Here is a 23758-nt window from a genome sequence, read left to right on the forward strand (position 1 = left end):
TCAGCGGAACAGGCGTCCCGGCAGCAGGTGCTGTTCGCGCAGGGCGTCACGGACCATGGCCGCGTACTCCGTGGCACCGCGCTCGGACGTGTGCGTGTTGTCGCGCTTCTCGTCCGTCAGATAGAGCGCCTTGGAACCGTCGGGGCCGAGCTCCTCGACCAGTCGGCGGGTGAGGGCGGTGAGGTCGATGAGAGGTACGCCGCGCTCGGTGGCCAGGGAGCGGATCTGCGCCGGCAGATCGACGCCGAGGCCGTTGACCAGCAGGGCCGTTCCGTTGTCCAGCGTGCCGTCGGCGTTGAACCAGCGGCGGACGATGGGGGTGGCGAGCACCGGCCGGCCGCCCTCGGCGCGGATTGCGTCGATCATGGTGGTGAGGTTGGCACGGTAGTCGGCCTCCGTCGTCTGCTTGTCGTTGTGGGCGAGCTGGATCAGCACGGTGTCGCCCCGGCGGATCAGCGGGCGGACCGTGGGAAAGAGCTGGGGCTGGTCGAGATATGTCTGCGAACTCTCGCCCGAGTCGGCGTAGTTGGCGACTGATATGCCGGACCGGAGGTACTGCGGAAGCTCCTGGCCCCAGCCGGTGTACGGAGCGGCGAGCTGGTCGCAGACGGTCGAGTCGCCGATCAGGAACAGCTGCGGGGTACGCGGCGCCGGGGTCACCCGAAGGCCCGCCAGGAGCGGGGCCGGGCCGCCGAAGGTGAGGTCGAGTCCGGGGCTGCCGCTCGCCCCGGTGGGTTCGCCCTCGGGGTCGCGTACATCGACCGCGAAGGAGCGAACCACCTGTTGACCGGGGCCAGTCGGCGTCTCTCCGAGCACGGTGCGCCGCGTCTCGGCACCGACGGCCGTACGGCCTTCGGCGGCACCGCCGATGCGTGCGGTGACGCGATATGTCCCCGGCGCCACGTCGAGGTGACAGACGACGGGAGCGGTTCCCGTACAGGCGGCGAGGTCCCCCGCCCCGGAGACGGGGACCGGGCGCGGGGCGGCAACAGCGGGAACGGCAAGGGCCGTTACGACTGCCAGTGCGGCCAGCAGGGCGGGGCCGGTTCGGCGGAGGCGGACAGTGGACATGGCGGGGCTCCTTCAGGGCTGCGGGTGCGGTGCGCTGGCGGCCGTGCGGTGCGGTGGCGGGGGGGGTCACCCGTACACCGCAAGCGCTTTCTTCCCCCGCGAACCCCGGGTTGAATCCTTTCAGTCCATGCGGGCTTCTCCACCCCCTCCTCGGCCGTGACCCATGACGACGTAGCATCGGCGTTTTGCTTTGCTCTTCGTGATTTGCCAGGGGGAATGTCATGGGCATCGGTGGCAGGCGGCGGGCCGCGGTCCTCGCCGGGGCGGTCGCCGGGGCGGTGCTCGTATCCGGCACCGTCCTGTGGGCGACGGACAGTTGGCCCTTCCGCGACCAGTACTGCTGGGGCGCCTGGGAGCAGAACAGCGGTGCTCCGTTCCTCGGCGACGAAGCGCTCGGCAAGTCCGGATCGGAGCGCAGGGCCACCGAGTCCGCACCGCCCTCGGCGCAACGTCCCAGCGGGACCTGCACATTGGCGGTCACGTCCGAGGTGGAGGACGACGACTCGGACCAGCCGCTCACCTTCAAGGAGCGGATCACCCTGGAGTACGGCCCCGCCCCTGCCGGGTTCACGGAGCGCCGCGCCTGGATAGCCCGGTTCTTCCACGGCTCCGCCTCGCCCCTGCCCCAGGGGTTCGACGGAATGGTGGCCACCGACCGGGGCATGCTGGTCCTGCCCGTGACATGCGATGTGAACGGCAGGCCGTCCACCGTGACGATCCGGAGCGAGAGCTCGGGCGACGGCCATCTCGGCAAGGTGGCCATGCCCTTCGCGATCGGCAGCGTCAACGAGGTCGGCCGGATGCTGGTCGACGCGGCCAACACCGTGATGGAGAAGACGGGTTGCGGACCCGGCCCCGAGCACATCACGCAGCCGGTCGTGACAGTGGCCGAGGACGGCGAGCCGGCCGGTACACCGCTGTGCCGGATACCCGGGATGACCTTCGACTTCGGCAAGGGCTCGCGCTACGAGCAGCAGGTGGGCGCCGTCACGGAGGAGCTCCAGACCTGCTCGGTGGTGTGGAGGACCCTGCGGATGCCCGACGAGCCGTCGGCGCAGTATGTGATGGTGCGCCGGCCCCGCCTGGTCGCGTTGTTCGACCGTCTCCCGGAGGGATCCGCCGAGGGGCTGCTCCGCACCCGCTGCGGCGGACAGCCGACGGTGTTCTACGGCCATGTGGATACCGGTCTGAAGGGCCGGGGCCGTCCTGACGACCGGCGGGTGTTCGACCGGTTCACCCAGTCCGTGGGCAAGCGCATCGGTTGCAACAGCGGTGAGGGCTCATGAGTGAGGAGAAGTCCGTGACCAGCACCGGAACCGAGGGTGCGGAGGAGGGTGCCGGCGCCGGGAGCCCCGCACCCGTGGCCGCCGGCCCCGCAGGCGACACCCCTCCCGAAGCCGCCGTCCCCACCGACACCACTCCTCCCGGGGGCCCTCGGCCCTCCTTCGCGCGCCGCGTGCTGCGCAGCCGTACCGTCCGGGCCGTCACCGCTGCCGCGCTGGCCGGGGCGCTCGTCGGGGCCGGTGCGGTGGCCTGGCGCACCGACACGCTCCCGCTGCTCGGGCCGGCGCCCTGCTGGGACTCGCTGGACGGCTCCACCATGTCGGAGCTCTTCGGCGACCGCAGGACCGAGGTCGAGGAGCAGTCACTGCGGACCGACCCGGTGGGCGACGGCCTGTCGTTCGGCCAGTGCCGCATCACCAGTTACAAGGACGACCGGGCCCGCCGCCAGGTGACTCTGAAGGTGCACCGGCTGGACGGTCTGAGGGGAACCGACGGGCGGCAGTGGCCCCAGGAGTTCCTCGGGGCCGGCATGGTGTCGCTCGGCGAGGGGCTTCCCGGGATGGTGTCCTCCTCGCGCGGCTGGATCGCGCTGCCGCAGAGCTGCACGGGCCGCGACGATTTCACCGGCCCCACCGTGGTGGACATCGGCATGGGCCAGGCGGGCCTGGACTTCTCGTCGGAGTACGAACAGGCGGACCGGGCCGCCCTGACCGGCGCCCTCGTGGAGGCGGCCAACGGCGTCATCCGGTCCCTCGGCTGCTCGGGGTCCTATACGACGCCCCGCCCGCTGCCCTCCCCCGTGACCTGGCAGGACACCGAGGCGGCCGCCTTCTGCGGCATCAAGGACTTCGACCTCCCCGTGGCCTACCGCAAGGATTTCCCGCGTACCCGCGTCGGCGGTGCGGGCGGGCCTGCCCGGGTCTGCGAAGGCGGCGGCAACGACCGGGAAGCCGTCGTGCGCCTGACGACGGTGGTGGACCCGGCGCTGACCGAGATCTACTCCTGGGACGCCCTGCGCTCGGGTGCGCCCGTGAAGGGCACCACGGGCTACGGCAAGCTCGGCGGGAACCGGGCGGTGTTCCGGGCGGTGTGCCAGACCGGTCCGGTGGTCTTCGTGGTGGAGCAGCTGGGGCAGACGGACAGCGGCGGCTTCGATCTCGCGCGCGACCTGCTGCCCGGTTACGCCGCGGCGGAGGCCGACCGGATCGGCTGCGGCCCGCTGAAGGTGACGTACCCCGAGGCCTGAGGCGCCCGGGGCCAGGGGCCAGGGGTGACGGTGCGGGGCATCGCGGAGCCCCGGGGAGACGATGCGCGTCCTCGGGACGACCCGGGGCGCGCGCGTCTTCGGGGCGCCGTCCCTGTGGAAGGATGCCCCGCACCATGAGAACCAGCACTTCAGGTCCGGCCCCGCCGGCCGGCGGGCTGCGATGAGGGGCCGCGCGAAGCCCCCGCCGTCGCCGCTGCCGCAGCGTGACGGGATCGATCCGGTCCGGGTGCGGCTCCCGGACGATCCGGACGGGGAGTGGCCCACTCTCCGTGATCATCTTGTGGCCCGGTTCGCCGGTGCGATCGGCGCGGACCGGGTCGAGGCCATGCTCGACGGGGGCCGGTTCGTCTCCGCCCGGGGTCCTGTGTCCGGGCACGAACCGTATGCGGCGGGCCGCTACCTCTGGTTCCACCGGGACTTCGCCCCGGAGCAGCCCGTGCCCTTCCCCCTCGGTGTGGTCTACCGGGACGAGCACCTGGTCGTCGCGGACAAGCCGCACTTCCTGGCGACGACACCGCGCGGCCGGCACATCACCGAGACGGCGGTGGCCCGGCTCCGCCGCGAGCTGGAGCTCCCCCAGCTGCAGCCCGCCCACCGGCTGGACCGGCTGACCGCGGGCCTGGTGCTGTTCGTCGTGCGGCCCGAGGAAAGGGGCGCGTACCAGACGCTGTTCCGTGACCGGCTGGTGCGCAAGGAGTACGAGGCGGTGGCACCGTACGACCCCGGCCTGGTCCTTCCCCGTACGGTGCGCAGCCGCATCGTGAAGGAGCGCGGGGTGATCGCCGCCCGGGAGGAGCCGGGCGAGCCGAACAGCGAGAGCCGGGTCGAGCTGCTGGAGCACCGGGAGGGGCTCGGCCGCTACCGGCTGCTGCCCGCCACCGGGCGGACACATCAGCTGCGGGTCCATATGAACAGCCTGGGCCTGCCGCTCGTCAACGACCCCGTCTATCCGGTGGTGGAGGCCGAGGGGGCGGCCGACGACTTCTCCCGGCCGCTCCAGCTCCTGGCCGGTGTGCTGGAGTTCACCGACCCGGTCACGGGAGAACCGCACCGCTTCGGGAGCGGGCTGCGGCTCTCCGCGTGGCCTGGCGGGTGACCTGCGGCGTCAGTGGCCGCGGGTGATCCACTCGTCCAGGTGCGGGGCCTCCGCGCCGATGGTCGTGGAGTCTCCGTGTCCGGTGCGGACGGTGGTCGCCGGGTCCAGGGCGAGCAGCCGGTCCCGGATCGAGGCGACGATCGTCGGGAAGTGCGAGAAGGACCGGCCGGTGGCGCCGGGTCCGCCCTGGAAGAGCGTGTCACCGGTGAAGACGGTGGACAGCTCGGGGGCGTACAGGCAGACGGCGCCCGGGGCGTGCCCGGGGGTGTGCAGGACGGTGAGCGTCGTCCCGGCGATCCGGATCTCCTGGCCGTCGGCCAGTTCGCCGTCCGGGGCCCGGTCCGGGTGGGTCTGCTTCCACAGCGGCAGGTCGTCGGGGTGGAGCAGGACCGGTGCGCCGGTGGCGTCGGCGAGCGCCGGGGCGGCGTCGATGTGGTCGTTGTGCGCGTGGGTGCAGATGATGGCGCGCAGCGTACGGCCGCCGAGCGCGGCCTCGATGGCGGCGGCGTCGTGGGCGGCGTCGATGACGACCGCCTCGGTGTCGTCGCCGACGATCCAGACGTTGTTGTCGACGTCCCACTCGCCGCCGTCGAGGGCGAAGGTGCCGGAGGTGACGAGGTGGTCGATGCGGGCGGTCATCAGAAGACCACCACCGAGCGCAGGACGTCGCCGTCGTGCATGCGGGCGAAGGCCTGCTCGATGTCGCCGAGGCCGATGGTCTCGGTGACGAACGCGCCGAGGTCGATCCGGCCCTGCTGGTGCAGGTCGATGAGCATCGGGAAGTCGCGCGAGGGCAGGCAGTCGCCGTACCAGGACGACTTGAGCGAGCCGCCGCGGCCGAAGACGTCCAGCAGCGGGAGTTCGAGCTGCATCTCCGGGGTGGGGACGCCGACCAGGACGACGGTGCCGGCGAGGTCGCGGGCGTAGAAGGCCTGCTTGTACGTCTCGGGGCGGCCGACCGCCTCGATGACGACGTCGGCGCCGTTGCCGTCGGTGAGCGAGCGGATGGCCTCGACCGGGTCGCCGGCGCGGGAGTTGACGGTGTGCGTGGCACCCATCTTCTTCGCCGTCTCCAGCTTGCGGTCGTCGATGTCCACCGCGATGATCTTCGCCGCGCCGGCCAGCCGGGCGCCGGCGATCGCCGCGTCGCCGACTCCGCCGCAGCCGATGACCGCGACCGAGTCGCCGCGGCCGACCTGGCCGGTGTTGATGGCGGCGCCGATGCCCGCCATCACACCGCAGCCGAGGAGTCCGGCGACGGCCGGGGAGACCTCGGGGTCGACCTTGGTGCACTGGCCGGAGGCGACGAGGGTCTTCTCGGCGAAGGCGCCGATCCCGAGGGCCGGGGAGAGCTCGGTGCCGTCGAGCAGGGTCATCTTCTGCTTGGCGTTGTGGGTGTCGAAGCAGTACCAGGGGCGGCCGCGCAGACAGGCACGGCACTGTCCGCACACGGCACGCCAGTTGAGGACGACGAAGTCGCCCGGCTCGACGTCGGTGACGCCCTCGCCCACGGACTCCACGACGCCCGCGGCCTCGTGGCCGAGGAGGAAGGGGAACTCGTCGTTGATGGCGCCCTGCTTGTAGTGCAGGTCGGTGTGGCAGACGCCGCAGGCCTGGATCTTCACCACGGCCTCACCGGGGCCCGGGTCCGGAATCACGATCGTCTCGACCCGTACCGGCTCGTTCTTTCCCGGTGCGATGACCCCTTGTACGTGCTGCGGCATTCCCGTGGTCTCCCTTTCCCGACTTCTCCTGAGATCGATTCCCGACTTTTCCGGAGATCGATCACGAACAACCGTACGCCGTGCGAGGGGGGCGCGGAGCACGCCGCGGTGGCGCACCACGGTACTGCCGCGGCGCCCCCGCGGTGTACGGGCCCGCTGTCAGTCCCCGTAGACCCGGCGGCCGCCCACGTATGTCGCCAGGACCCGGGCGTCGGCGATCTCCTCGGCCGGTGCGGCGTAGAGGTCGCGGTCCAGGACCACCAGGTCGGCCAGGGCGCCGGCGCGGATGCTGCCCGTGTCGTCCAGATGGTTCACGTACGCCGATCCCGCCGTGTACGCGGCCAGCGCCTCGGTCAGGGAGATGCGCTGCTCCGGGAAGAAGACGGGGCTGTCGCCGCCGGGCACGACGCGGTTGACCGCGGTGTGGATGCCGTGCAGCGGTTCGGCGCTGCTGACGGGCCAGTCGGAGCCCGCGGCCACCGTGGCGCCGGCGCGCAGCAGTGCGGCGAACGGGTACTGGAGAGCGGCTCGTTCGCCGCCGAGGAAGGGGATGGTCAGCTCGTCCATCTGGGGTTCGTGGGCGGCCCAGAGCGGCTGGATGTTGGCCGTGGCCCCGAGGGCGCGGAAGCGGGGGATGTCGTCGGGGTGGACGACCTGGAGGTGGGCCAGATGCGGCCGGGTGTCGGTGTGTCCGTTGGCGGCGCGGGCGGCCTCGACGGCGTCCAGGGCCTCGCGCACCGCGCGGTCGCCCAGGGCGTGGAAGTGGGTCTGGAAGCCGAGGGCGTCCAGCTCGGTGACGTAACGGCGCAGTTCGACGGGGTCGACGAAGCTGGTGCCGGTGTTGGCGGTGGCGCAGCCGCAGGCGTCGAGGTACGGGGCGAGGAGGGCGGCGGTCCCGGTCTCGGCGATCCCGTCCTGCATGATCTTCACCGTTGCGGCGCGGAAGTTCCTGCCGCTCAGCTCCTCGCGCCTGGCGACGAGTCCGGGGATCTGTTCGGCGCCGCGTTCGCGGTCCCACCACAGGGCTCCGGTGACGCGGGCGGTGAGCGTGCCGTCGCGGTCCGCCGTCACATAGGCGTCGCCCACGTCGTCCATGGAGCCGTAGGTGCCGACGATGGCGTCCTGCCAGGCGGTGATGCCGTACGCGTGGAGCAGGCGCTGGGCGCGGAGCAGCCCGGCGAGGCGCTCGGCCGCCGTGGAGCGCGGGGCGTGCTGGGCGACCAGGTCCATGGCGCCCTCCTGGAGGAGGCCGGTGGGCTCGCCGTGTTCGTCGCGTTCGATGCGCCCGTCGGCCGGGTCGGGGGTGCCAGCGGTGATGCCGGCCAGTTCGAGGGCCCGGCTGTTGACCCAGGCGCCGTGGTGGTCGCGGTTGGCCAGGAAGGCGGGGCGGTCCGGTACGGCGGTGTCGAGCTGCTGCCGGGTGGGTGCGCCGCCTTCGAAGGCGTCCATGGACCAGCCGCCGCCGGTGATCCACTCACGTTCCGGGTTCGCGTCGGCGTAGGCGCGTACGGCCGCGATGGTGGCGTCGGTGCCCTTGGTGTTCGCGAGGTTGCACTGGGCCATTTCCTGCCCGGCGTTGACCGGGTGGATGTGTGCGTCCTGGAAGCCGGGGAGCAGGAGGCGGCCGGCGAGGTCGACCACCTCGGTGCGCGGGCCGATGAGGTCGCGTACCTCGTCGTGTCCGACCGCGGTGATCCGGTCGCCGGTGACGGCGACGGTGGTGGCGCGGGTGCGGGCGGCGTCGGTCGTGTGGACGGGACCACCGGTGAACACGAGGTCGGCGGGGGTGCGGTGCATGAGCTCTTCCGTTTCGTTGCTGCGCGGGTTCGGGGCGTGCGGGTGACGGGAGGTCAGACGGTCTCCGGGGCGGTCTCCCGGACCGTCTCCGGGGCGGTCTGCGGGAGCGGGTCCGCGAGCGCGTCCGGGGCGGTGGACCGGCCGGTGACGAAGTACGGGGACTTCCTGACCCACTTGGCCCAGGCCGCCGCGATGAAGCCGGTCAGCAGGATGACGGCCGGGCACAGCAGCATGAACCAGCCGTTGTCCGGGCTGACCTCGAAGTGGTCCACCGAGGTGGCGAAGGTCCAGCAGAGGTAGCCGCCGAGCGCGAGCAGGACGAGGGCGCTGGTCACGGGGAGCACCACCGCCCGCACCGCCAGGGTCCAGCTCTCCCGGAACGAGCCGCGGAAGCGCGAAGCGGCGGCCAGCGCGGTGAGGGCGTAGTAGATCGAGACGACGACCCCGATCGCGTTCACGGAGGCCAGGATCAGGTCCCCGACCTTCGGGATGACGAGGGAGAGCACGGCGATGGCGGCGGCGATGCAGCCCACCGCGACGGTTCCGGCGGCGGGTGTTCCGTACCGCGGGCTGACCTTGGTCCACAGGGGTCCGAGCGTGCGGTCGCGGCCCATGGCGAACATGCCGCGCACCGTCGGGATCACCCCGGACTGCAGGGAGGCGACGGCGGACAGGGTGAGGGCGATCAACGGGAGGGCGGCGAGCGGCTGGTCGGCCAGCTGGTTGCCGAAGTAGGTGAGCCCCTGGGCGCCGTGGGAGGTCAGCTCGTCGAGCGACAGGACGCGCTGGAAGGCGAACGAGCCCAGCAGGAAGAGTCCCAGCATCGTGAAGAGCGTGATGATCCCCGCCTTGGAGGCGTCCTGCGGGTCCTTGATCTCCTCGGTGACGCTGAAGGTGGACTCGAATCCCCAGAAGCAGAAGACGGAGAGCAGCAGCCCCTGGGCGAGCTGCTCGAAGGAGGGGATGGTGAACGGGTTGAGCCAGTCGAGGCTGAAGGGCTGCGAGCCGGCGAACAGGCCGTATCCGCAGAAGCCGAGCAGGACGGCGTACTCGAAGACCAGCAGGTACTTCTGGAACGTGGCGGCCGACCGCAGGCCGGTGACCGCGGTGAAGGTGACGGCGACCAGGACGACGATGCCGAGCACGGTCGACTGCGCGGTGGAGTCCGGGTCGAGCCGGAACCCGGCCACCTGGTGCAGTCCGCCCTCGCCCGCCAGTTGGAGCAGGGCGGAGCCGGTGACGGTGGTGGTGTAGGCGAGGAACACGATCGTGGAGACGATGCCGATCCAGCCGACGAGGAAGCCGAGCCAGGGGCTCAGCGAGCGGCCGACCCAGACGTAGCCGCTGCCCATGTTCGGCTCGACCCTGTTGAGCCGGGAGTAGGCGCTCGCGATGCCCAGGATGGGCAGGAAGGCGAGCAGCATGATGATCGGCAGGTGCAGTCCGACCGCGCTGGCGGTGACGCCAAGACCGATGCCGATGCTCGTGGTGGCCGCGGTGGACGAGGCCGCGATGGCGAACCCGTCGACCACACCGAGGCTCTTGCGCAGGGCCGCGGGCGGCTGTGCCGCTCCGGGTGGTCCGTCGCCGTGGGGAGTACGAGAGGACATCGCGGTCGCTCCTTCACCGAGGGGCGCTTTTCGGCCCGCTGGCGGCACATCGAACTCCTCAGGGGTTCCGCATGTCAACGCCGTTGTCATAAGGTCCTCGCATGAACGCGAGCGAGCGGGTGGTGGCGGAGGGCGCGCGCCGGCGCAGGCGTCCCACCAAGCAGGGCACCGTACTGTCCGAGCAGCTGATCGTGGAGACGGCGCTGCGGCTGATCGGTGAGCACGGGGCGGCCGCTCTCACCGTGCGGCGGCTCGGCTCGGCCCTGGGATGCGATCCGAGCGCGCTCTACCGGTACTTCCGGGACACCGACGAGCTGTTGCTGGCGGTGGCGGACGAGCTGATCGGCCGGACGCTGCGCACCTGGGCGCCGGCCGGTGACTGGCGGGGCGACCTGCGGGACCTGGGGCTGCGGATGCACGCGGACTATCTGGCGCATCCGCAGGCGGCGATGCTGACGTTCGCCCGGGTGACCGGCCGTACGCACGAGGTCCGGTCGGTCGAGGCGATCCTCGGCGTCCTGCGGGGCGCGGGGTTCCCGGACGGCGAGGCGGTCCGGGTCTACCACGTCTTCGTCGACCTGACGCTGTCGTTCGCGGCGCTGGACGCGTCGACGCTGGTGCTCTCGGAGCAGGCGCGGAACCTGGAGTTGCAGGCCTGGCCGGATATCTACGCCCGGCAGCCGGAGCGGACACACCCCAACATCGCGGCGGCCGCGGCGGTACTGGTGGCGGAGATGGGACGCAGCGGATATCCGGCGGCGCTGGAGATGGTGCTGGCCTCGGCCGCCGCGCGGTTGCAGCATGTACGCCCGAGCCCGCCGGCCGGCGCCTGAGCGGACGGGTTCAGGGCCTCCCGTCCGGATCATGCCGGGCTCGCGGGATCCGGTGCGCGCATCCGGCCTCGCTCCCTGATCCGGCCTGATCCAAACGGAAGACCCTAGGGCGCGAGGACGTCCAGTTCGTGCAGGGCGCCCACCGCGATCTCCTTCGTCAGCCGTTCCGCCGCCCCGCCGTCGCCCTCACGGACCGCCTCGGCGAGCCGGACGTGGAGGGTGACGGCCGCCGGGTCGGGGTCCTCGAACATCACCTGGTGGTGGGTGCGGCCCGCCAGGACCTCGGCGACCACGTCGCCCAGGCGCGCGAACATCTCGTTGCCGGAGGCGTTGAGGACGATCCGGTGGAACGCGATGTCGTGTTCCAGATACCCCTCCAGCTGCTGGCCGCGCGAGGTGGCGACCATGCCGAGGGCTCGTTCGGTGAGCTCGGCGCACTGCTGGGGGGTGGCGTGGCGGGCGGCGAGCGAGGCGGCGACGGGTTCGATCGCCGAGCGCAGGACGGTCAGCGAGCGGAGCTGGCGCGGGCGGTCGGCACCGGCCAGCCGCCATCGGATGACCTGCGGGTCGTAGACGTTCCATGCCTCGGTGGGCCGTACGGTCACGCCGACCCGGCGGCGGGACTCGACCAGGTGCATGGACTCCAGGACCCGGATCACCTCACGTACGACGGTGCGTGAGACGTCGAAGCGCTGGGCCAGCTCGTCCGTACGCAGGACCTGGCCGGGCGGATGCTCACCCGCGGCGATCTCCAGACCCAGGGTGTCCAGCACATGTGTATGCAGCCCCTGGCCCTGTGTGGTCATGGACCCAGAGTACGGGGGCCTCTTCACGCGGCCCTCTCGGGTTCACGGCCCCCTCGGGAACAAAAAGTACGACGTTAATGTCACACCATCTTGAATAAGTCGTACGTATAGGTTTCAGTAGCGCGACGGACCGATGTCGAGGAAGACATCGAAGAGGACAGCGAGGCACCGTAATGAGCACCCCCCACGTCGTCGTGGTGATGGGCGTCGCAGGGACCGGCAAGACCACGATCGGCCCCCTGCTCGCCGCCGCACTGGGCGTTCCGTACGCCGAGGGCGACGATTTCCATCCCGCTGCGAACATCGCCAAGATGTCGGCCGGCACCCCGCTGGACGATGCGGACCGGTGGCCCTGGCTCGATGCGATCGGGCAGTGGGCGCACGGCCGGGCGGGGCTCGGCGGCGTGGTCAGCAGCTCGGCCCTGAAGCGGTCCTACCGCGACCGGCTGCGCAGCGAGGCCCCCGGCGCTGTCTTCCTGCATCTGAGCGGCGACCGGTCGCTCATCGAGGAGCGGATGGCGGGCCGCCAGGGCCACTTCATGCCGACCGCACTCCTCGACTCGCAGTTCTCCGCCCTCCAGCCCCTTGAGGCCGACGAGGCCGGCGTCGCCGTGGATGTGTCCGGCAGCCCCGAAGAAATCACCCAGCGAGCCGTCGCCGCACTGCGCCGGCTCGATAACTAAGGATCATCACCGTGACCAGTCTCAGCGTCGAGATGCTGGCAGCGGACGCCGTCGAACCGATCACTTCGGCCGGCAACGCGCAGTTGGGCATCGCCGTGCTGGCGGGCATCGCCGTCATCGTTCTGCTCATCACCAAGTTCAAGATGCACGCGTTCCTCGCGCTGACCATCGGCTCGCTGGCACTCGGTTCGTTCGCCGGCGCCGCGCCGGCGAAGACGATAGCCAGCTTCACCGCGGGCCTCGGCTCGACCGTCGCGGGTGTCGGCGTCCTCATCGCGCTCGGCGCGATCCTGGGCAAGCTGCTCGCCGACTCCGGCGGCGCGGACCAGATCGTCGACACGATCCTCGCGAAGACGAGCAGGCGGGCCATGCCGTGGGCGATGGTCCTGATCGCCTCGATCATCGGTCTGCCGCTGTTCTTCGAGGTCGGGATCGTGCTGATGATCCCGGTGGTGCTGCTGGTCGCCAAGCGCGGCAACTACTCCCTGATGCGGATCGGCATCCCGGCGCTGGCCGGCCTCTCCGTGATGCACGGGCTCATCCCCCCGCACCCCGGCCCGCTCGTCGCGATCGACGCGCTGGGCGCCAACCTCGGCGTCACGCTGGCCCTGGGTGTGCTGGTCGCCGTCCCGACGGTGATCATCGCGGGTCCGGTCTTCTCCCGCTACGCCGCCCGCTGGGTGGACATCAAGGCGCCGGAGACGATGATCCCGCAGCGCCCTGCCGAGGACCTGGACCGCCGGCCCAGCTTCGGCGCCACCCTGGCGACGATCCTGCTGCCGGTCGTCCTGATGCTGGTCAAGGCGCTCGTCGAGATCGTGGTGGACGACCCCGAGCAGGGGTTCCAGCGCGTCACCGATGTGATCGGCTCCCCGCTCATCGCGCTGCTCGCAGCCGTCATCGTGGGCATGTTCACCCTGGGCCGGGCGGCCGGATTCACCAAGGCGCGCCTCTCCACCACCGTGGAGAAGTCCCTCGCCCCGATCGCCGGTGTGCTGCTCATCGTCGGCGCGGGCGGCGGCTTCAAGCAGACCCTGATCGACGCCGGCGTGGGCCAGATGATCCTGGACTTCTCCGAGAGCTGGTCGATTCCCGCCCTGCTGCTCGGCTGGCTGATCGCCGTGGCGATCCGGCTCGCGACCGGTTCGGCGACCGTGGCCACCATCTCGGCGGCCGGTCTGGTCGCCCCGCTGGCGGCCGGCATGTCGACCTCGCACGTGGCCCTGCTGGTCCTCGCCGTCGGCGCCGGCTCGCTCTTCTTCAGCCATGTCAACGACGCCGGGTTCTGGCTGGTGAAGGAGTACTTCGGGATGGACGTCGGCCAGACGGTGAAGACCTGGTCGGTGATGGAGACCATCATCTCCGTGGTCTCGCTGGCCTTCATCATGCTGCTGTCACTGATCCTCTAGCGACCGCTCCTCCGGCTCCCGCCACAGCGGGTGCTCGCGACGGGCCCACTGGCGCTCGACCGACCCGGTGCGCATGCCACGGCGTGCCTCCGGGTCGGCGAGCGCCATCGCCATGTGTCCGCCCAGCACGATGCCGATCGCGAGCGCCAGCCAGTCGTGGACGAACGTCGCACCGGTCCGCCACATCAGCGGGGCGAGCCCGGTGAACCACATCAGCAGCCCGGTGCCCGCCATGACGAGCACCGCTCCCGCGATCCAGGCGGCATACAGCTTCTGCCCCGCGTTGAACTTCCCGGCCGGGCGGGACTCCGGCCGGTGGTCACGCCGTCGCACCGCCCGCAGCCACTGCCGGTCGTGCGGTCCGAAACGGTTGAGCCGGCCCAGATCGGCCCGCAGCGACCGCGCGAGGAGTCCGGCCAGCAGCGGTACGGGAATGAGCAGCCCGGACCACTCGTGCACGGTGACCACGAGGTGGCGGCGTCCGACGAGTTCGGCGAGCTGCGGGACGTACAGACAGGCCGCGGTCGCCACGCAGGTCAGCGTCAGCGCCGCCGTGGCCCGGTGCACCCACCGCACCGGCCGGCTGAACCTTCGTACGCGAGCGGCCGGCTCAGGTCGTGGGGGCATCGTCGCGGCCGTTGGACCGGCCGACCCAGGCGTCGACGTCATATCCGAGCTTCTCCCAGTAACCGGGGCGAACCGAGTCCGTGACGGTGATCCCGGAGAGCCATTTCGCCGACTTGTAGAAGTACATCGGGGCCACGTAGAGCCGGACCGGGCCGCCGTGGGAGTGGGACACCGGCCGGTCCTGCATCCGCAGCGCGACCAGTACATCGGCCCGGCGGGCCTGCGCGAGGGTGAGGCTCTCGCTGTAGGTGCCGTCGAAGCAGGTGAAGCGGACCGCCTTCGCCTCCGGCCGGACCCCCGCCGCGTCCAGCAGGGCGGAGAGCCGTACGCCCTCGAAGGGGGTCTCGGGCACCCGCCAGCCGGTGACGCACTGGACGTCCCGCACCATCCGGGTCTGCTCCATCTCCTTCAGCGCGTCCAGGGTGTACGTGGCCGGGCGGCCGACCAGGCCGTCGACGGTCAGCCGGTAGTCGGCGGCGCTCTTCTCCGGTACGGACGAGGCGACGGAGTAGTACCGGAAGCCGCCGCCGTTGGGCAGCAGACCGGTCAGCCCGGTGGGGTCCTTGTCGGAGAGCGCGCCCAGGCCGGATTCCAGCGTCCGTTGCAGTACGGGCGCGGCGACGAGCCCGGCGGCGCCCAGACCCAGCATCGTCAGGACCAGGCGCCGGCCCACGGGGGTGCCGGTGGCGTCCGGATCGGGGCCCGGCGGCTCCGTATCCGGTTCCGCGCCGGAGGAAGAACTGTTCACCCCGCGATTCGAGCACTCCGGGGCGCCGGACGCCAGGGGCGGCGGCGGTACGTCACCGTCCCGTCAGATTCTCCCCGCCACCGGCGGGCCGCCGGTGGCAGACTTGCGCCATGCCGAACCGTGAAGCCCTCAAGCCCTTCCTTCTCGTCTTCCCCGGACCGCTGCGCGATCGGCTGGTCGCCGCGGTTCTCGAGGGACGGAAGGTGTCGACGACCGGACTCCTCGCGGAGTACGAGGCGGAGAAGGAGGAACCGCCCCCGGTGGGCGAGCGGTCCGCGCTGATCGACTCGGACGGGCAGGAGATCGCGGTGCTGGAGGTGACCGAGGTACGGATCCTGCGGCTCGGTGACGTCGATCTGCAGCACGTGCTCGACGAGGGCGAGGGCGACACCTCGGTGGCCGGATGGCGGGCCGGCCACGAACGGTTCTGGCACAGCGCGGAGATGCGGGAGGGGCTCGGCGACCCGGAGTTCACGGTCGACGACGACACGCTGGTCGTCGCCGAACGGTTCCGGGTCGTCGAACTGATCGGCCCCGCCGCGGGGACATCCGCGGGCTGAGAACAGCCCGGGGCCGGACGCGGTCCGCCCCGGCCCCGGCGGAGGCCGGTCCTGGCCGGTCCTGGCCGGTCCTGGCCGGTCCTGGCCGGTCCTGGCCGGTCCTGGCCGGTCCGAGGGCTGCCCGGCCCCGGCTTCGGCCCGCCCTGCCGCCCGGCCCGCCGGGATCCGTCCCCCGGGTCAGGCCACCGCCGCCGCGGCCGCCCGGCCCGCCGCCCGGCCGGAGAAGATGCAGCCGCCGAGGAAGGTTCCCTCCAGCGAGCGGTATCCGTGCACCCCGCCGCCGCCGAATCCGGCTGCCTCACCGGCCGCGTACACCCCGGCCAGCGGGGTGCCGTCCGCGGTGAGCACCTGCGAGGACAGGTCCGTCTCGAGTCCGCCGAGCGACTTGCGGGTGAGGATGTTGAGCCGTACGGCGATCAGCGGCCCGGCCTTGGGGTCGAGGATGCGGTGCGGCGCGGCCGTGCGGATCAGCTTGTCGCCGAGGTAGGCGCGGGCGCCCCTGATCGCGGTGATCTGGAGGTCCTTGGTGAAGGGGTTGGCGATCTCCCGGTCGCGGGCGGTGATCTCGCGGCGCAGGTCGTCCTCGTCGATGAGCGATTCACCGGTGAGCGCGTTCATGCCGCGCACCAGTGCCCCGAGGTCCTTCTCCACGACGAAGTCCACACCGTTGTCCATGAACGCCTTCACCGGCCCCGGCACGTCCGCGCGCGCCCGGCCGATCACGTCACGGACGGACTTGCCGGTCAGATCGGGGTTCTGCTCGGAGCCTGAGAGCGCGAACTCCTTGCCGATGATCTTCTGGTCCAGGACGAACCAGGTGTAGTCGTGGCCGCTGTGCATGATGTGTTCGAGGGTGCCGAGCGTGTCGAAGCCGGGGAAGAGCGGCACGGGCAGCCGCTTGCCGCGGGCGTCCAGCCAGAGCGAGGACGGGCCGGGCAGGATCCGGATGCCGTGTCTGGCCCAGATCGGGTTCCAGTTCTCGATTCCCTCGGTGTAGTGCCACATCCGGTCGCGGTTGATGTGGTGGGCGCCCGCGTCCTCGGTGATGCCGAGCATCAGCCCGTCGACATGCGCGGGAACGCCGGAGAGCATTTTCTCCGGCGGGGTGCCGAGCCGCTCGGGCCACTGCTTGCGGACGAGATCATGGTTGCCGCCGATGCCGCCGGAGGTGACGATCACCGCCTGGGCCCTGAGCTCGAACGTGCCGGCCGTCTCCCGGCTGCTCGCCGTGCCGCGGGCCGCGTCGCTGGGCGCCAGGATCTCGCCGCTCACGGTGTCGACGGTGCCGCCGGTGCGGCCGAGGCCGGTGACCCGGTGACGGAAGCGGAAGGTGACGAGCCCCTTGGCGACACCCTCGCGCACCCGGCGCTCGAAGGGGGCGACGACGCCGGGGCCGGTGCCCCAGGTGATGTGGAAGCGGGGGACGGAGTTGCCGTGGCCGTTCGCGTCGTAGCCGCCGCGCTCGGCCCAGCCGACGACGGGGAAGAACCGCATGCCCTGCCGGTGCAGCCAGGAGCGCTTCTCACCGGCGGCGAAGTCGACGTACGCCTCGGCCCACTTGCGCGGCCAGTGGTCCTCCTCACGGTCGAAGCCGGCCGTGCCGAACCAGTCCTGGAGGGCCAGCTCATGGCTGTCCTTGATCCGCATCCGGCGCTGTTCGGGTGAGTCGACGAGGAAGAGACCGCCGAACGACCAGTGCGCCTGTCCGCCCAGCGACTGCTCGGGCTCCTGGTCGAGCAGGATCACCGAGCGGCCCGCGTCGACGAGCTCCGCGGTGGCGACCAGTCCCGCGAGTCCTGCCCCGATCACGATCACATCAGCGTCGTACGCCATGGGTTCCATCCTTGTCGGGGCGACCGGGCCGCGGTCCGGCGCAGGGACCGCACGTCACCCGTGCGGCCGCTCGCGAAGTTACTCGTGCGTCAGATCTTCGGCACCGGCCGCCCCGGCGTCAACCGCCCGGTCGGCCGCGCCCCGGCCGCACCGGCGGGACCCAGGCGTTATCGTCGAAACAAATCACCCTCTTCCGGCCTGACTTGGGGTGGACAAGCGTGTCGGTGCTGGTCCTCGTGCTCGCCGTGAGCGCGGCCTGCTGTCTGGGCTTCGGCTTCGTCCTGCAACAGGCCGCGGCCCGCCACGCCCCGAAGAGCGACTATCTGTCGCCGCGGCTGCTGCTCGACCTGATGCGGGTGCGCAGCTGGCTGGCCGGTATCGGCCTGATGGTGTGCGGCATGGTGCTGGGCGCCCTGGCCCTGGGCAAGGGCGAGGTCTCCGTCGTCGAACCGCTCCTCGCGACCAATCTGCTCTTCGCGATGGCCCTGTCCCGTCACCGCACCGGCCAGCGGCTGGGCCGGCAGGGCTGGGCCGGGCTCTGGCTGCTCGCGGGCGGCGTCGCCGCCTTCCTCGTGGCGGGCGAGCCGAAGGGCGGGCAGGCGGTGTCGAGTCCGCTGCGGCACTGGCTGGTGATCGGGGTGGTGGTGGGCCTGGCCCTGCTGCTCACCGCGTTCGCGAAGCGCTCGCGGTCGGGGGCCTCCCCGGCGCTGCTCGCGGTGGCGGCCGGGCTGCTCTACGGACTCCAGGACGCCCTCACCCGGGTGAGCGGCCAGCGGTTCTCGGACGGCGGCTGGGCGGCCCTGGTGATGAGCTGGCAGCCGTACGCGGTGCTGGTGCTGGGGGTGACGGGGCTGATCCTCGTACAGAGCGCGTTCGAGACCGGCCCGCTGCGGATGTCGCTGCCCGCGCTGACCGCGGCCCAGCCGCTGGCCGGGATCGCCTGCGGGATCGGTTTCCTCGGCGACCAGGTGCGCACCGACGCCGGGGCACTGGCCGGGCAGGCGGCCGGGCTGGCGGCGATCGTGGCCGGGATCGTGCTGCTGGGCCTGCATCCGGCGATGCCGGAAGGGCCGGTGGGCGGACGGCGCACGCAGCGCCTCCAGCCGCGCTGAGGGACCCCCGGGGGGGGCGTCCCACTGTCCGCTTCCTCACAACCGGCTGCCCGCGCTGGCAATTAATAATGGCCAGCATTACTTTGGCTCCATGGCGAGAACATCGGGACAAGAGACCCGGGACAAGCTGATCCGCGCGGCCGAGGAGATCTTCGCCGCACAGGGCACGGACGGCGCCCAGCTGCGGGACATCGTCGCTCTCGCGGGCCAGAGCAACCCCTCCGCGGTGCAGTACCACTTCGGTTCCCGCGCCGGGCTGCTGGACGCCGTGATGGCCGGCCGTCAGGAGCGCACGGAGCGAGTCGTCGCCCCGCTGCTCGACGCGCTCCCCGAGGACTGCGGTGTACGGGAACTGCTCACCGCGCTCCTGGCGGCGGAGGCGACCCTGCTCGCCGACGACCGGGGCCGTCGCTGTCTGCGGATCTCCGCACAGCTGAGCCACGAGACCGGGCTGCGGACCGGCCGGCCGCACCCCGCTCTGGACGGCACCGCCTACGGGCGGCTGATCAGCCGGATCGGGGACCGGCTGGACGCGCTGCCGGAGCCCGTACGCCTGGAGCGGCTTGATCTGGCGCTCACCCTGATCGGTGCGGCGCTGGCCGACCGGGCCCGCCAGGGGCTCGACGGCACCCGGCCGCTGACCGGCCAGGAGCTCTTCCTCGCCGATCTCGTCGGCACCACCACCGCATTCCTGCACGCCCCCGCGCCGCACGGCGCGTGAACCACCCGCACCACACGAAGCAAGAAGGACATGTCATGACCGACAAGAACAGCCTCACCGGCCGGACCGTCATCATCACCGGCGCCGCCCGCGGCCTGGGCGCCGAGGCCGCGCGCCTCGCCGTGGACGGCGGCGCGAACGTGGTGATCACCGATGTACTCGACGAGGAGGGTGCCGCCACCGCCGCCGCCCTCGGTACGCGGGCCCGCTTCCTCCACCACGACGTGACCTCCGAGGAGGACTGGCAGCGCGTCGCCGCCTTCGCCCTCGCCGAGTTCGGACGGATCGACGGCCTGGTCAACAATGCCGGCGTCTCGACCGGACAGCCGCTGGAGACGGAGACGGTCGAGCACTTCCGCAAGGTCATCGACATCAATCTGACGGCCGTCTTCATCGGCATGAAGACGGTGATCCCGGTGATGAAGGAGAACGGCGGCGGTTCGATCGTCAACATCTCGTCGGCGGCCGGGCTGATGGGCCTCGCGCTGACCTCCAGCTACGGCGCGTCGAAGTGGGGCGTGCGCGGACTGACGAAGGTCGGCGCGGTGGAGCTCGGTACGGCGAAGGTACGGGTGAACTCCGTGCACCCCGGCATGGTGTACACCCCGATGACCGCGTCCGTGGGGATCCGCCAGGGTGACGGGAACTACCCGAACACCCCCATGGGCCGGGTCGGTGAGGCCGGCGAGATCGCGCAGGCCGTCGTCTTCCTGCTCTCCGACGCCGCCTCGTACGTCACCGGCGCCGAACTCGCCGTGGACGGCGGCTGGACCACGGGGCCGACCGTCAAGTACGTCATGGGGCAGTGATCGCCTGCGGGGTCTGATGTTGGATGTGCGGCATGACACCTTCTGACGAGATCCTGGACATCGTCGACGAGCACGACGTGGTCGTGGGGCAGGCACCGCGCGGTGAGGCGACCGCGCGGGGCCTGCGCCACCGCTGCGTCTTCATCGAGGCCAGGGACGCCGGCGGCCGTGTCTTCGTACACCGCAGGACCGCCACCAAACTGGTTTTCCCCTCCCACTACGACATGTTCGTCGGCGGGGTCGTCGGCGCCGGCGAGACGTACGACGAGGCCGCGCTGCGGGAGGCCGAGGAGGAGCTGGGCGTCTCGGGACTCCCCCGCCCGGAGCCGCTGTTCAAGTTCCTCTACGAGAGCGCCGGGCACAGCTGGTGGTCATACGTCTACCGGGTACGGTGCGAGCTGCCGGTGAAGCCGCAGGTGGAGGAGGTCGCCTGGCACACCTTCCTCACGGACGCCGAGCTGGAACAGCGGCTGGAGGACTGGCCGTGGGTGCCGGACGGCCTGGAAGGCTACCGGCGGCTGCGCGCGTTCCGGGGGACGCCCTGAACCGGCCCGGAACGAGGGATTGAGCGGCGGATAAGGTCCATACGTGAACGAATTTGTACGGAGCCTGCGGCTGTGGTTCGCACCGGAGCGGATCCGCGACGAGGGCGACACCCCCGACTACCGTTTCTCGCTCGCCAACGAGCGGACCTTCCTCGCCTGGATCCGGACGGCCCTCGCACTGATCGGCGGCGGTTTCGCGGTCGACCAGTTCCTGCCCGAACTGGCGTGGGGCGTCCGCGCCGGTCTGGCGCTCGCGCTGCTGGCCGCCGGTGTGCTGTGCGCGCTGCGGGCCGTCAACCACTGGGTGCGGTGCGAGCGGGCGATGCGGCGCGGGGAGGATCTGCCGGTGTCCCGGTTCCCGACGCTGCTGAGTGTCGCGGTCGCCGTGGTGGCCGTGGCGATGGTGGTGGTGGTCCTCTTCGGCTGGGAGGGGCGGTGACCGCCGCCGGGCGCGACCCGGGGCTCCAGCCCGAGCGGACGCGGCTGGCATGGCGGCGTACCACGCTCTCCTGCACGGTGGTGGCGCTGCTGGCGGGCAAGCAGGCGCTGCACGGCGGTGCGACGGGGGCCGGGATCGTCGCGCTGGCACTGAGCGTGCTGGCCTGGCTGGGGTTCCTGCGGGTGGCCAACCGCCGCGTGCAGGGCATGGGCACCGCCCGTCCGCAGCCGCTCGGGCCCCGGGCGGCCCTGACGGCTGCGGCGTGCACGGTCGCGCTGGCCGTGTTCGCCGCGGCCATGCTGTTCTGAACCGGCGGCCCTGAACCGGAGCCCCTGGACCAACGGCCCCGCGGCTCAGTCCTCCGGGGCGTCCCAGTCGACGGTGACGACGATCTTCCCGCGGGTGCGGCCCTCGGCATTGAGCCGGTGGGCCCGGGCGGCCTCGGCGAGGGGGAAGACCCGGTCCACATGGACCGAGACGATGCCCCGCTCGGCCAGCTCCGCCAGATGGGCCAGATCCTTGGCGTCGGGGCGCACGAAGGCGTACTTGCCGCCGTACGAGAACACCTCGGGGTCCACGATCGAGGCCAGGCGCCCGTCCGGCGCGAGGGTCTCGGCGGACACCCGCAGGGCCTCACCGCCCACGGTGTCGAAGGCGGCGTCGATCCCGTCCGGGGCCAGCGCCCGCAGCCGGTCCGCGAGACCGTCCCCGTACTCCACGGGCTCCGCGCCGAGCTGCCGGAGGTAGTCGTGGTTGTGCTCGCTCGCGGTCCCGATGACCCGGCATCCGGTGTGGCGGGCGATCTGCACCGCGAGCGAGCCGACGCCGCCCGCCGCCGCGTGGACGAGGACGGTGTCCCCGTTGCGGATGCGCAGCGCCCGGTGGAGCACCTGGTAGGCGGTGAGGCCGGCCAGGGGCAGCCCCGCGGCCTCCTCGAAGCTCAGGCTCAGCGGCTTGCGTGCGAGGGTGCGCACGGGGGCGGCCACGTACTCGGCGAAGGTGCCGCGGCTGAGGAAGTCCTCCCGCACGTATCCGATGACCTCGTCGCCGACGGCGAACTCGTCGACGGCGACGCCGGGCTGGACGACCACCCCCGACACGTCCCAGCCGGGGATCACGGGGAAGACCGTCTCCAGAACGGCGTCGAGGTGCCCCTCCCGGGCGTGCCGGTCGACGGGGTTGACCGCCGCGGCCCGGACCTTCACCAGGACGGTGTCGGGGCCGACCTTGGGGTCGGGCCGCTCGCCGTACTCCAGGACTTCGGGCCCGCCGTACGCGTGGTAACTGATCGCCTTCATGTACCGACCCTCGGGGCGGGGCGCGGCGTCCGCAACTCAGGCCGGCGCGGGCCCGGACGCACCGGCGCTCACCAGCGCGGGACCTGCGGCGTCCGCCACTGCGGTTCGGCCTTGCGCATCGCGGCGGCGTCGTCGCGCTCGCGCATCGTGCCGTCGTCGTCGAGCCAGCGGCGGTGCAGTGCGGCGAGGCGTTCCCGGTCGAGTTCGACACCGAGGCCGGGGGCGTCGGACACGGCGAGCCGGCCGTTCTCGAAGACATGGCGGGCGGTGATCACGTCCTCGCCCTGCCAGGGGTAGTGGCTGTCGCAGGCGTAGTCGAGGTTGGGGACGGTGGCCGCGACGTGGGTCATGGCGGCGAGGCTGATCCCGAGATGGGTGTTGGAGTGCATGGAGAGCCCGACGCCGAAGGTGCGGCAGATCCCGGCCAGTTCGCGGGTGCGGTGCAGGCCGCCCCAGTAGTGGTGGTCGGAGAGGACGACCTGGACGGCGCCCCGGGCGAAGGCCTCCGGGACCTCGGCGAGCGTGGTGACGCACATGTTCGTGGCCAGCGGCACAGCGGTGCCGGCCGCGACGGCGGCCATCGCCTCCGTGCCGCCCGCCGGGTCCTCCAGGTATTCGAGGACGTCCTCGAGCTGCGCGGCGACGTACAGCGAGGTCTCGACGGACCAGGCGCCGTTGGGGTCCAGCCGCAGCGGCTGCCCGGGGAACGCCTCCGCCAGCGCGCGGACGGCGGCGATCTCCTCGTCGGGCGGGAAGACGCCGCCCTTCAGCTTGAAGGAGGAGAAGCCGTACTCGCGGGCGAAGCGCCGCGCCTGGGCGACGACTCCGGCCGGGTCGAGGGCCGCGCCCCAGTCGTCGCGCTCGCCGCCCTCCGGGTGTCCGGCCCACCGGTAGAAGAGGTAGGCGCTGTATTCGACGCTGTCGCGGACCTTGCCGCCGAGCAGGGCGTGCACGGGCAGGCCGAGGGCCTTGCCCAGCGCGTCCAGGCAGGCCACCTCGAAGCCGGAGACCACCGAGAGGCGCAGCTTGTCCGCGGTCTGGACGCCGCGCAGCCCGCCCGCGTCGACCCGCTCGTCGGCCGCGCGTGAATCTCCGCACACCTCGTCGGCGAGGGCGAAGAGTCCGTTCACATCGCTGACCGGGCGTCCGGCCAGGGCCGCGGCGAGCGGCTCGGCCAGTTCGAGGTACTTGCCGTCGCCGTAGGTCTCCCCGATGCCGGTCACTCCCCCGCGGGTGACGACCTCCACGATGAGCCGCGGGGTGTACGGCTGGTGGACGCCCTGGGTGTTGAGCAGGGGCGGGTCGGCTATGAGGATCGGAGTCAGCCGGACTTCGTCGATCAACAACGCTGTATCCATACGTGAACTCTATTCAGGGATACGACCGGGCGCCAGGGTCCGGCCACCATTCGGACCGGATTCCGCGCATCCGGTTCCGGAAGTTCACTGGACGACATACCGACTGGTCGGCATCATGAGCACCGACT

Annotated in this window: 24 protein-coding genes; 13 read left to right on the forward strand and 11 right to left on the reverse strand. The window is 71.8% G+C overall.

From position 1 onward, the window contains the following. Nucleotides 1-1071: a rhamnogalacturonan acetylesterase gene (locus OG782_RS07085; protein WP_406448538.1), complete on the reverse strand. Its 1071-nt coding sequence runs from the start codon at nucleotides 1069-1071 to the stop codon at nucleotides 1-3. A gap of 221 nt (nucleotides 1072-1292) precedes the next feature. On the opposite strand from OG782_RS07085, the gene OG782_RS07090 reads away from it, so the two are divergent. The 3 genes from OG782_RS07090 to OG782_RS07100 all read left to right on the forward strand — a co-directional run bounded on the left by OG782_RS07090 (nucleotide 1293) and on the right by OG782_RS07100 (nucleotide 4718). Next, nucleotides 1293-2357, forward strand: coding sequence for a hypothetical protein (locus OG782_RS07090; RefSeq protein ID WP_406448539.1), 1065 nt, complete (start codon nucleotides 1293-1295; stop codon nucleotides 2355-2357). Between the two features lie 14 nt (nucleotides 2358-2371). Next, on the forward strand, nucleotides 2372-3601 hold the full coding sequence (locus OG782_RS07095; RefSeq protein WP_406448540.1) for a hypothetical protein: 1230 nt from the start codon (nucleotides 2372-2374) through the stop codon (nucleotides 3599-3601). A gap of 181 nt (nucleotides 3602-3782) precedes the next feature. Continuing rightward, nucleotides 3783-4718 carry a pseudouridine synthase gene (locus OG782_RS07100; RefSeq protein WP_406458895.1) on the forward strand — a complete coding sequence of 312 codons (936 nt, stop codon included), beginning with the start codon at nucleotides 3783-3785 and terminating at the stop codon, nucleotides 4716-4718. 9 nt (nucleotides 4719-4727) lie between these two features. Here OG782_RS07100 and OG782_RS07105 read toward each other — a convergent pair whose 3' ends face one another. The 4 genes from OG782_RS07105 to OG782_RS07120 form a co-directional block, all read right to left on the reverse strand. After that, complete coding sequence (locus OG782_RS07105; protein WP_406448541.1) at nucleotides 4728-5357, reverse strand: MBL fold metallo-hydrolase; 630 nt, start codon at nucleotides 5355-5357, stop codon at nucleotides 4728-4730. Continuing rightward, nucleotides 5357-6442, reverse strand: coding sequence for an S-(hydroxymethyl)mycothiol dehydrogenase (locus OG782_RS07110; protein WP_406448542.1), 1086 nt, complete (start codon nucleotides 6440-6442; stop codon nucleotides 5357-5359). The genes OG782_RS07105 and OG782_RS07110 overlap by 1 nt, the downstream gene beginning before the upstream one ends. Nucleotides 6443-6601: 159 nt before the next feature. Next, nucleotides 6602-8239, reverse strand: coding sequence for an amidohydrolase (locus OG782_RS07115; RefSeq protein ID WP_406448543.1), 1638 nt, complete (start codon nucleotides 8237-8239; stop codon nucleotides 6602-6604). A 53-nt stretch (nucleotides 8240-8292) separates the two neighbouring features. Beyond that, a complete protein-coding gene (locus OG782_RS07120) occupies nucleotides 8293-9849 on the reverse strand; it encodes an APC family permease (RefSeq protein WP_406448544.1) in 1557 nt (518 codons plus the stop codon). 101 nt (nucleotides 9850-9950) lie between these two features. Between OG782_RS07120 and OG782_RS07125 the strand changes: the two genes are divergently transcribed. Beyond that, the gene (locus tag OG782_RS07125) at nucleotides 9951-10682 is read left to right on the forward strand and encodes a TetR/AcrR family transcriptional regulator (RefSeq protein WP_406448545.1); all 732 of its coding nucleotides are present in this window, start codon (nucleotides 9951-9953) and stop codon (nucleotides 10680-10682) included. Nucleotides 10683-10786: 104 nt separating this feature from the next. On the opposite strand, the gene OG782_RS07130 is transcribed toward OG782_RS07125, so the two are convergent. Beyond that, nucleotides 10787-11488, reverse strand: coding sequence for a FadR/GntR family transcriptional regulator (locus OG782_RS07130; protein ID WP_406448546.1), 702 nt, complete (start codon nucleotides 11486-11488; stop codon nucleotides 10787-10789). Between the two features lie 173 nt (nucleotides 11489-11661). On the opposite strand from OG782_RS07130, the gene OG782_RS07135 reads away from it, so the two are divergent. Both OG782_RS07135 and OG782_RS07140 read left to right on the forward strand, forming a co-directional pair. Beyond that, on the forward strand, nucleotides 11662-12171 hold the full coding sequence (locus OG782_RS07135; protein ID WP_406448547.1) for a gluconokinase: 510 nt from the start codon (nucleotides 11662-11664) through the stop codon (nucleotides 12169-12171). Between the two features lie 11 nt (nucleotides 12172-12182). Further along, on the forward strand, nucleotides 12183-13580 hold the full coding sequence (locus OG782_RS07140; protein WP_406448548.1) for a GntP family permease: 1398 nt from the start codon (nucleotides 12183-12185) through the stop codon (nucleotides 13578-13580). Here the strand turns inward: OG782_RS07140 and OG782_RS07145 are convergent. After that, nucleotides 13566-14207: a cytochrome b/b6 domain-containing protein gene (locus tag OG782_RS07145; RefSeq protein WP_406448549.1), complete on the reverse strand. Its 642-nt coding sequence runs from the start codon at nucleotides 14205-14207 to the stop codon at nucleotides 13566-13568. The genes OG782_RS07140 and OG782_RS07145 overlap by 15 nt on opposite strands. Next, a complete protein-coding gene (locus OG782_RS07150; RefSeq protein WP_406458897.1) occupies nucleotides 14191-14856 on the reverse strand; it encodes a molybdopterin-dependent oxidoreductase in 666 nt (221 codons plus the stop codon). The genes OG782_RS07145 and OG782_RS07150 overlap by 17 nt, the downstream gene beginning before the upstream one ends. A 209-nt stretch (nucleotides 14857-15065) precedes the next feature. Here OG782_RS07150 and OG782_RS07155 point away from each other — a divergent pair, with 209 nt between their 5' ends. Continuing rightward, nucleotides 15066-15515 (forward strand): ASCH domain-containing protein, encoded by a 450-nt coding sequence (locus OG782_RS07155; RefSeq protein ID WP_406448550.1) that lies wholly within the window; start codon nucleotides 15066-15068, stop codon nucleotides 15513-15515. Between the two features lie 177 nt (nucleotides 15516-15692). On the opposite strand, the gene OG782_RS07160 is transcribed toward OG782_RS07155, so the two are convergent. After that, on the reverse strand, nucleotides 15693-17348 hold the full coding sequence (locus OG782_RS07160) for an FAD-binding dehydrogenase (protein WP_406448551.1): 1656 nt from the start codon (nucleotides 17346-17348) through the stop codon (nucleotides 15693-15695). 218 nt (nucleotides 17349-17566) lie between these two features. Here OG782_RS07160 and OG782_RS07165 point away from each other — a divergent pair, with 218 nt between their 5' ends. From OG782_RS07165 to OG782_RS07190, 6 genes are all read left to right on the forward strand, one after another. Next, nucleotides 17567-18460 carry a DMT family transporter gene (locus tag OG782_RS07165; protein WP_406448552.1) on the forward strand — a complete coding sequence of 298 codons (894 nt, stop codon included), beginning with the start codon at nucleotides 17567-17569 and terminating at the stop codon, nucleotides 18458-18460. A gap of 91 nt (nucleotides 18461-18551) precedes the next feature. Continuing rightward, complete coding sequence (locus tag OG782_RS07170; protein WP_406448553.1) at nucleotides 18552-19181, forward strand: TetR/AcrR family transcriptional regulator; 630 nt, start codon at nucleotides 18552-18554, stop codon at nucleotides 19179-19181. 35 nt (nucleotides 19182-19216) lie between these two features. Next, nucleotides 19217-19990 carry a glucose 1-dehydrogenase gene (locus tag OG782_RS07175; protein ID WP_406448554.1) on the forward strand — a complete coding sequence of 258 codons (774 nt, stop codon included), beginning with the start codon at nucleotides 19217-19219 and terminating at the stop codon, nucleotides 19988-19990. A 32-nt stretch (nucleotides 19991-20022) separates the two neighbouring features. Further along, a complete protein-coding gene (locus OG782_RS07180) occupies nucleotides 20023-20535 on the forward strand; it encodes an NUDIX domain-containing protein (RefSeq protein ID WP_406448555.1) in 513 nt (170 codons plus the stop codon). A 43-nt stretch (nucleotides 20536-20578) separates the two neighbouring features. Continuing rightward, entirely contained in the window at nucleotides 20579-20974 is a 396-nt protein-coding gene (locus OG782_RS07185; protein ID WP_406448556.1) for a YidH family protein, read from the forward strand. Beyond that, nucleotides 20971-21282, forward strand: a complete 312-nt coding sequence (locus OG782_RS07190; protein ID WP_406448557.1) for a DUF202 domain-containing protein — start codon at nucleotides 20971-20973, stop codon at nucleotides 21280-21282. Before OG782_RS07185 ends, OG782_RS07190 begins: the two co-directional genes overlap by 4 nt. Nucleotides 21283-21327: 45 nt before the next feature. On the opposite strand, the gene OG782_RS07195 is transcribed toward OG782_RS07190, so the two are convergent. Further along, entirely contained in the window at nucleotides 21328-22272 is a 945-nt protein-coding gene (locus OG782_RS07195) for an NADP-dependent oxidoreductase (RefSeq protein WP_406448558.1), read from the reverse strand. Nucleotides 22273-22340: 68 nt separating this feature from the next. Then, nucleotides 22341-23630, reverse strand: coding sequence for a glucarate dehydratase family protein (locus tag OG782_RS07200; RefSeq protein WP_406448559.1), 1290 nt, complete (start codon nucleotides 23628-23630; stop codon nucleotides 22341-22343). Between the last annotated feature and the right edge of the window lie 128 nt (nucleotides 23631-23758).

The organism is Streptomyces sp. NBC_00876, assembly GCF_045207435.1.
Lineage (GTDB): Bacteria > Actinomycetota > Actinomycetes > Streptomycetales > Streptomycetaceae > Streptomyces.

Bases quoted from the DNA above. Each gene is read 5' to 3' on its own strand.
- OG782_RS07085 (WP_406448538.1), bottom strand. From the start codon at position 1,071: ATGTCCACTGTCCGCCTCCGCCGAACCGGCCCCGCCCTGCTGGCCGCA.
- OG782_RS07090 (WP_406448539.1), top strand. From the start codon at position 1,293: ATGGGCATCGGTGGCAGGCGGCGGGCCGCGGTCCTCGCCGGGGCGGTC.
- OG782_RS07100 (WP_406458895.1), top strand. From the start codon at position 3,783: ATGAGGGGCCGCGCGAAGCCCCCGCCGTCGCCGCTGCCGCAGCGTGAC.
- OG782_RS07105 (WP_406448541.1), bottom strand. From the start codon at position 5,357: ATGACCGCCCGCATCGACCACCTCGTCACCTCCGGCACCTTCGCCCTC.
- OG782_RS07110 (WP_406448542.1), bottom strand. From the start codon at position 6,442: ATGCCGCAGCACGTACAAGGGGTCATCGCACCGGGAAAGAACGAGCCG.
- OG782_RS07115 (WP_406448543.1), bottom strand. From the start codon at position 8,239: ATGCACCGCACCCCCGCCGACCTCGTGTTCACCGGTGGTCCCGTCCAC.
- OG782_RS07120 (WP_406448544.1), bottom strand. From the start codon at position 9,849: ATGTCCTCTCGTACTCCCCACGGCGACGGACCACCCGGAGCGGCACAG.
- OG782_RS07125 (WP_406448545.1), top strand. From the start codon at position 9,951: ATGAACGCGAGCGAGCGGGTGGTGGCGGAGGGCGCGCGCCGGCGCAGG.
- OG782_RS07130 (WP_406448546.1), bottom strand. From the start codon at position 11,488: ATGACCACACAGGGCCAGGGGCTGCATACACATGTGCTGGACACCCTG.
- OG782_RS07135 (WP_406448547.1), top strand. From the start codon at position 11,662: ATGAGCACCCCCCACGTCGTCGTGGTGATGGGCGTCGCAGGGACCGGC.
- OG782_RS07145 (WP_406448549.1), bottom strand. From the start codon at position 14,207: ATGCCCCCACGACCTGAGCCGGCCGCTCGCGTACGAAGGTTCAGCCGG.
- OG782_RS07150 (WP_406458897.1), bottom strand. From the start codon at position 14,856: ATGCTGGGTCTGGGCGCCGCCGGGCTCGTCGCCGCGCCCGTACTGCAA.
- OG782_RS07155 (WP_406448550.1), top strand. From the start codon at position 15,066: ATGCCGAACCGTGAAGCCCTCAAGCCCTTCCTTCTCGTCTTCCCCGGA.
- OG782_RS07160 (WP_406448551.1), bottom strand. From the start codon at position 17,348: ATGGCGTACGACGCTGATGTGATCGTGATCGGGGCAGGACTCGCGGGA.
- OG782_RS07170 (WP_406448553.1), top strand. From the start codon at position 18,552: ATGGCGAGAACATCGGGACAAGAGACCCGGGACAAGCTGATCCGCGCG.
- OG782_RS07175 (WP_406448554.1), top strand. From the start codon at position 19,217: ATGACCGACAAGAACAGCCTCACCGGCCGGACCGTCATCATCACCGGC.
- OG782_RS07180 (WP_406448555.1), top strand. From the start codon at position 20,023: ATGACACCTTCTGACGAGATCCTGGACATCGTCGACGAGCACGACGTG.
- OG782_RS07195 (WP_406448558.1), bottom strand. From the start codon at position 22,272: ATGAAGGCGATCAGTTACCACGCGTACGGCGGGCCCGAAGTCCTGGAG.
- OG782_RS07200 (WP_406448559.1), bottom strand. From the start codon at position 23,630: ATGGATACAGCGTTGTTGATCGACGAAGTCCGGCTGACTCCGATCCTC.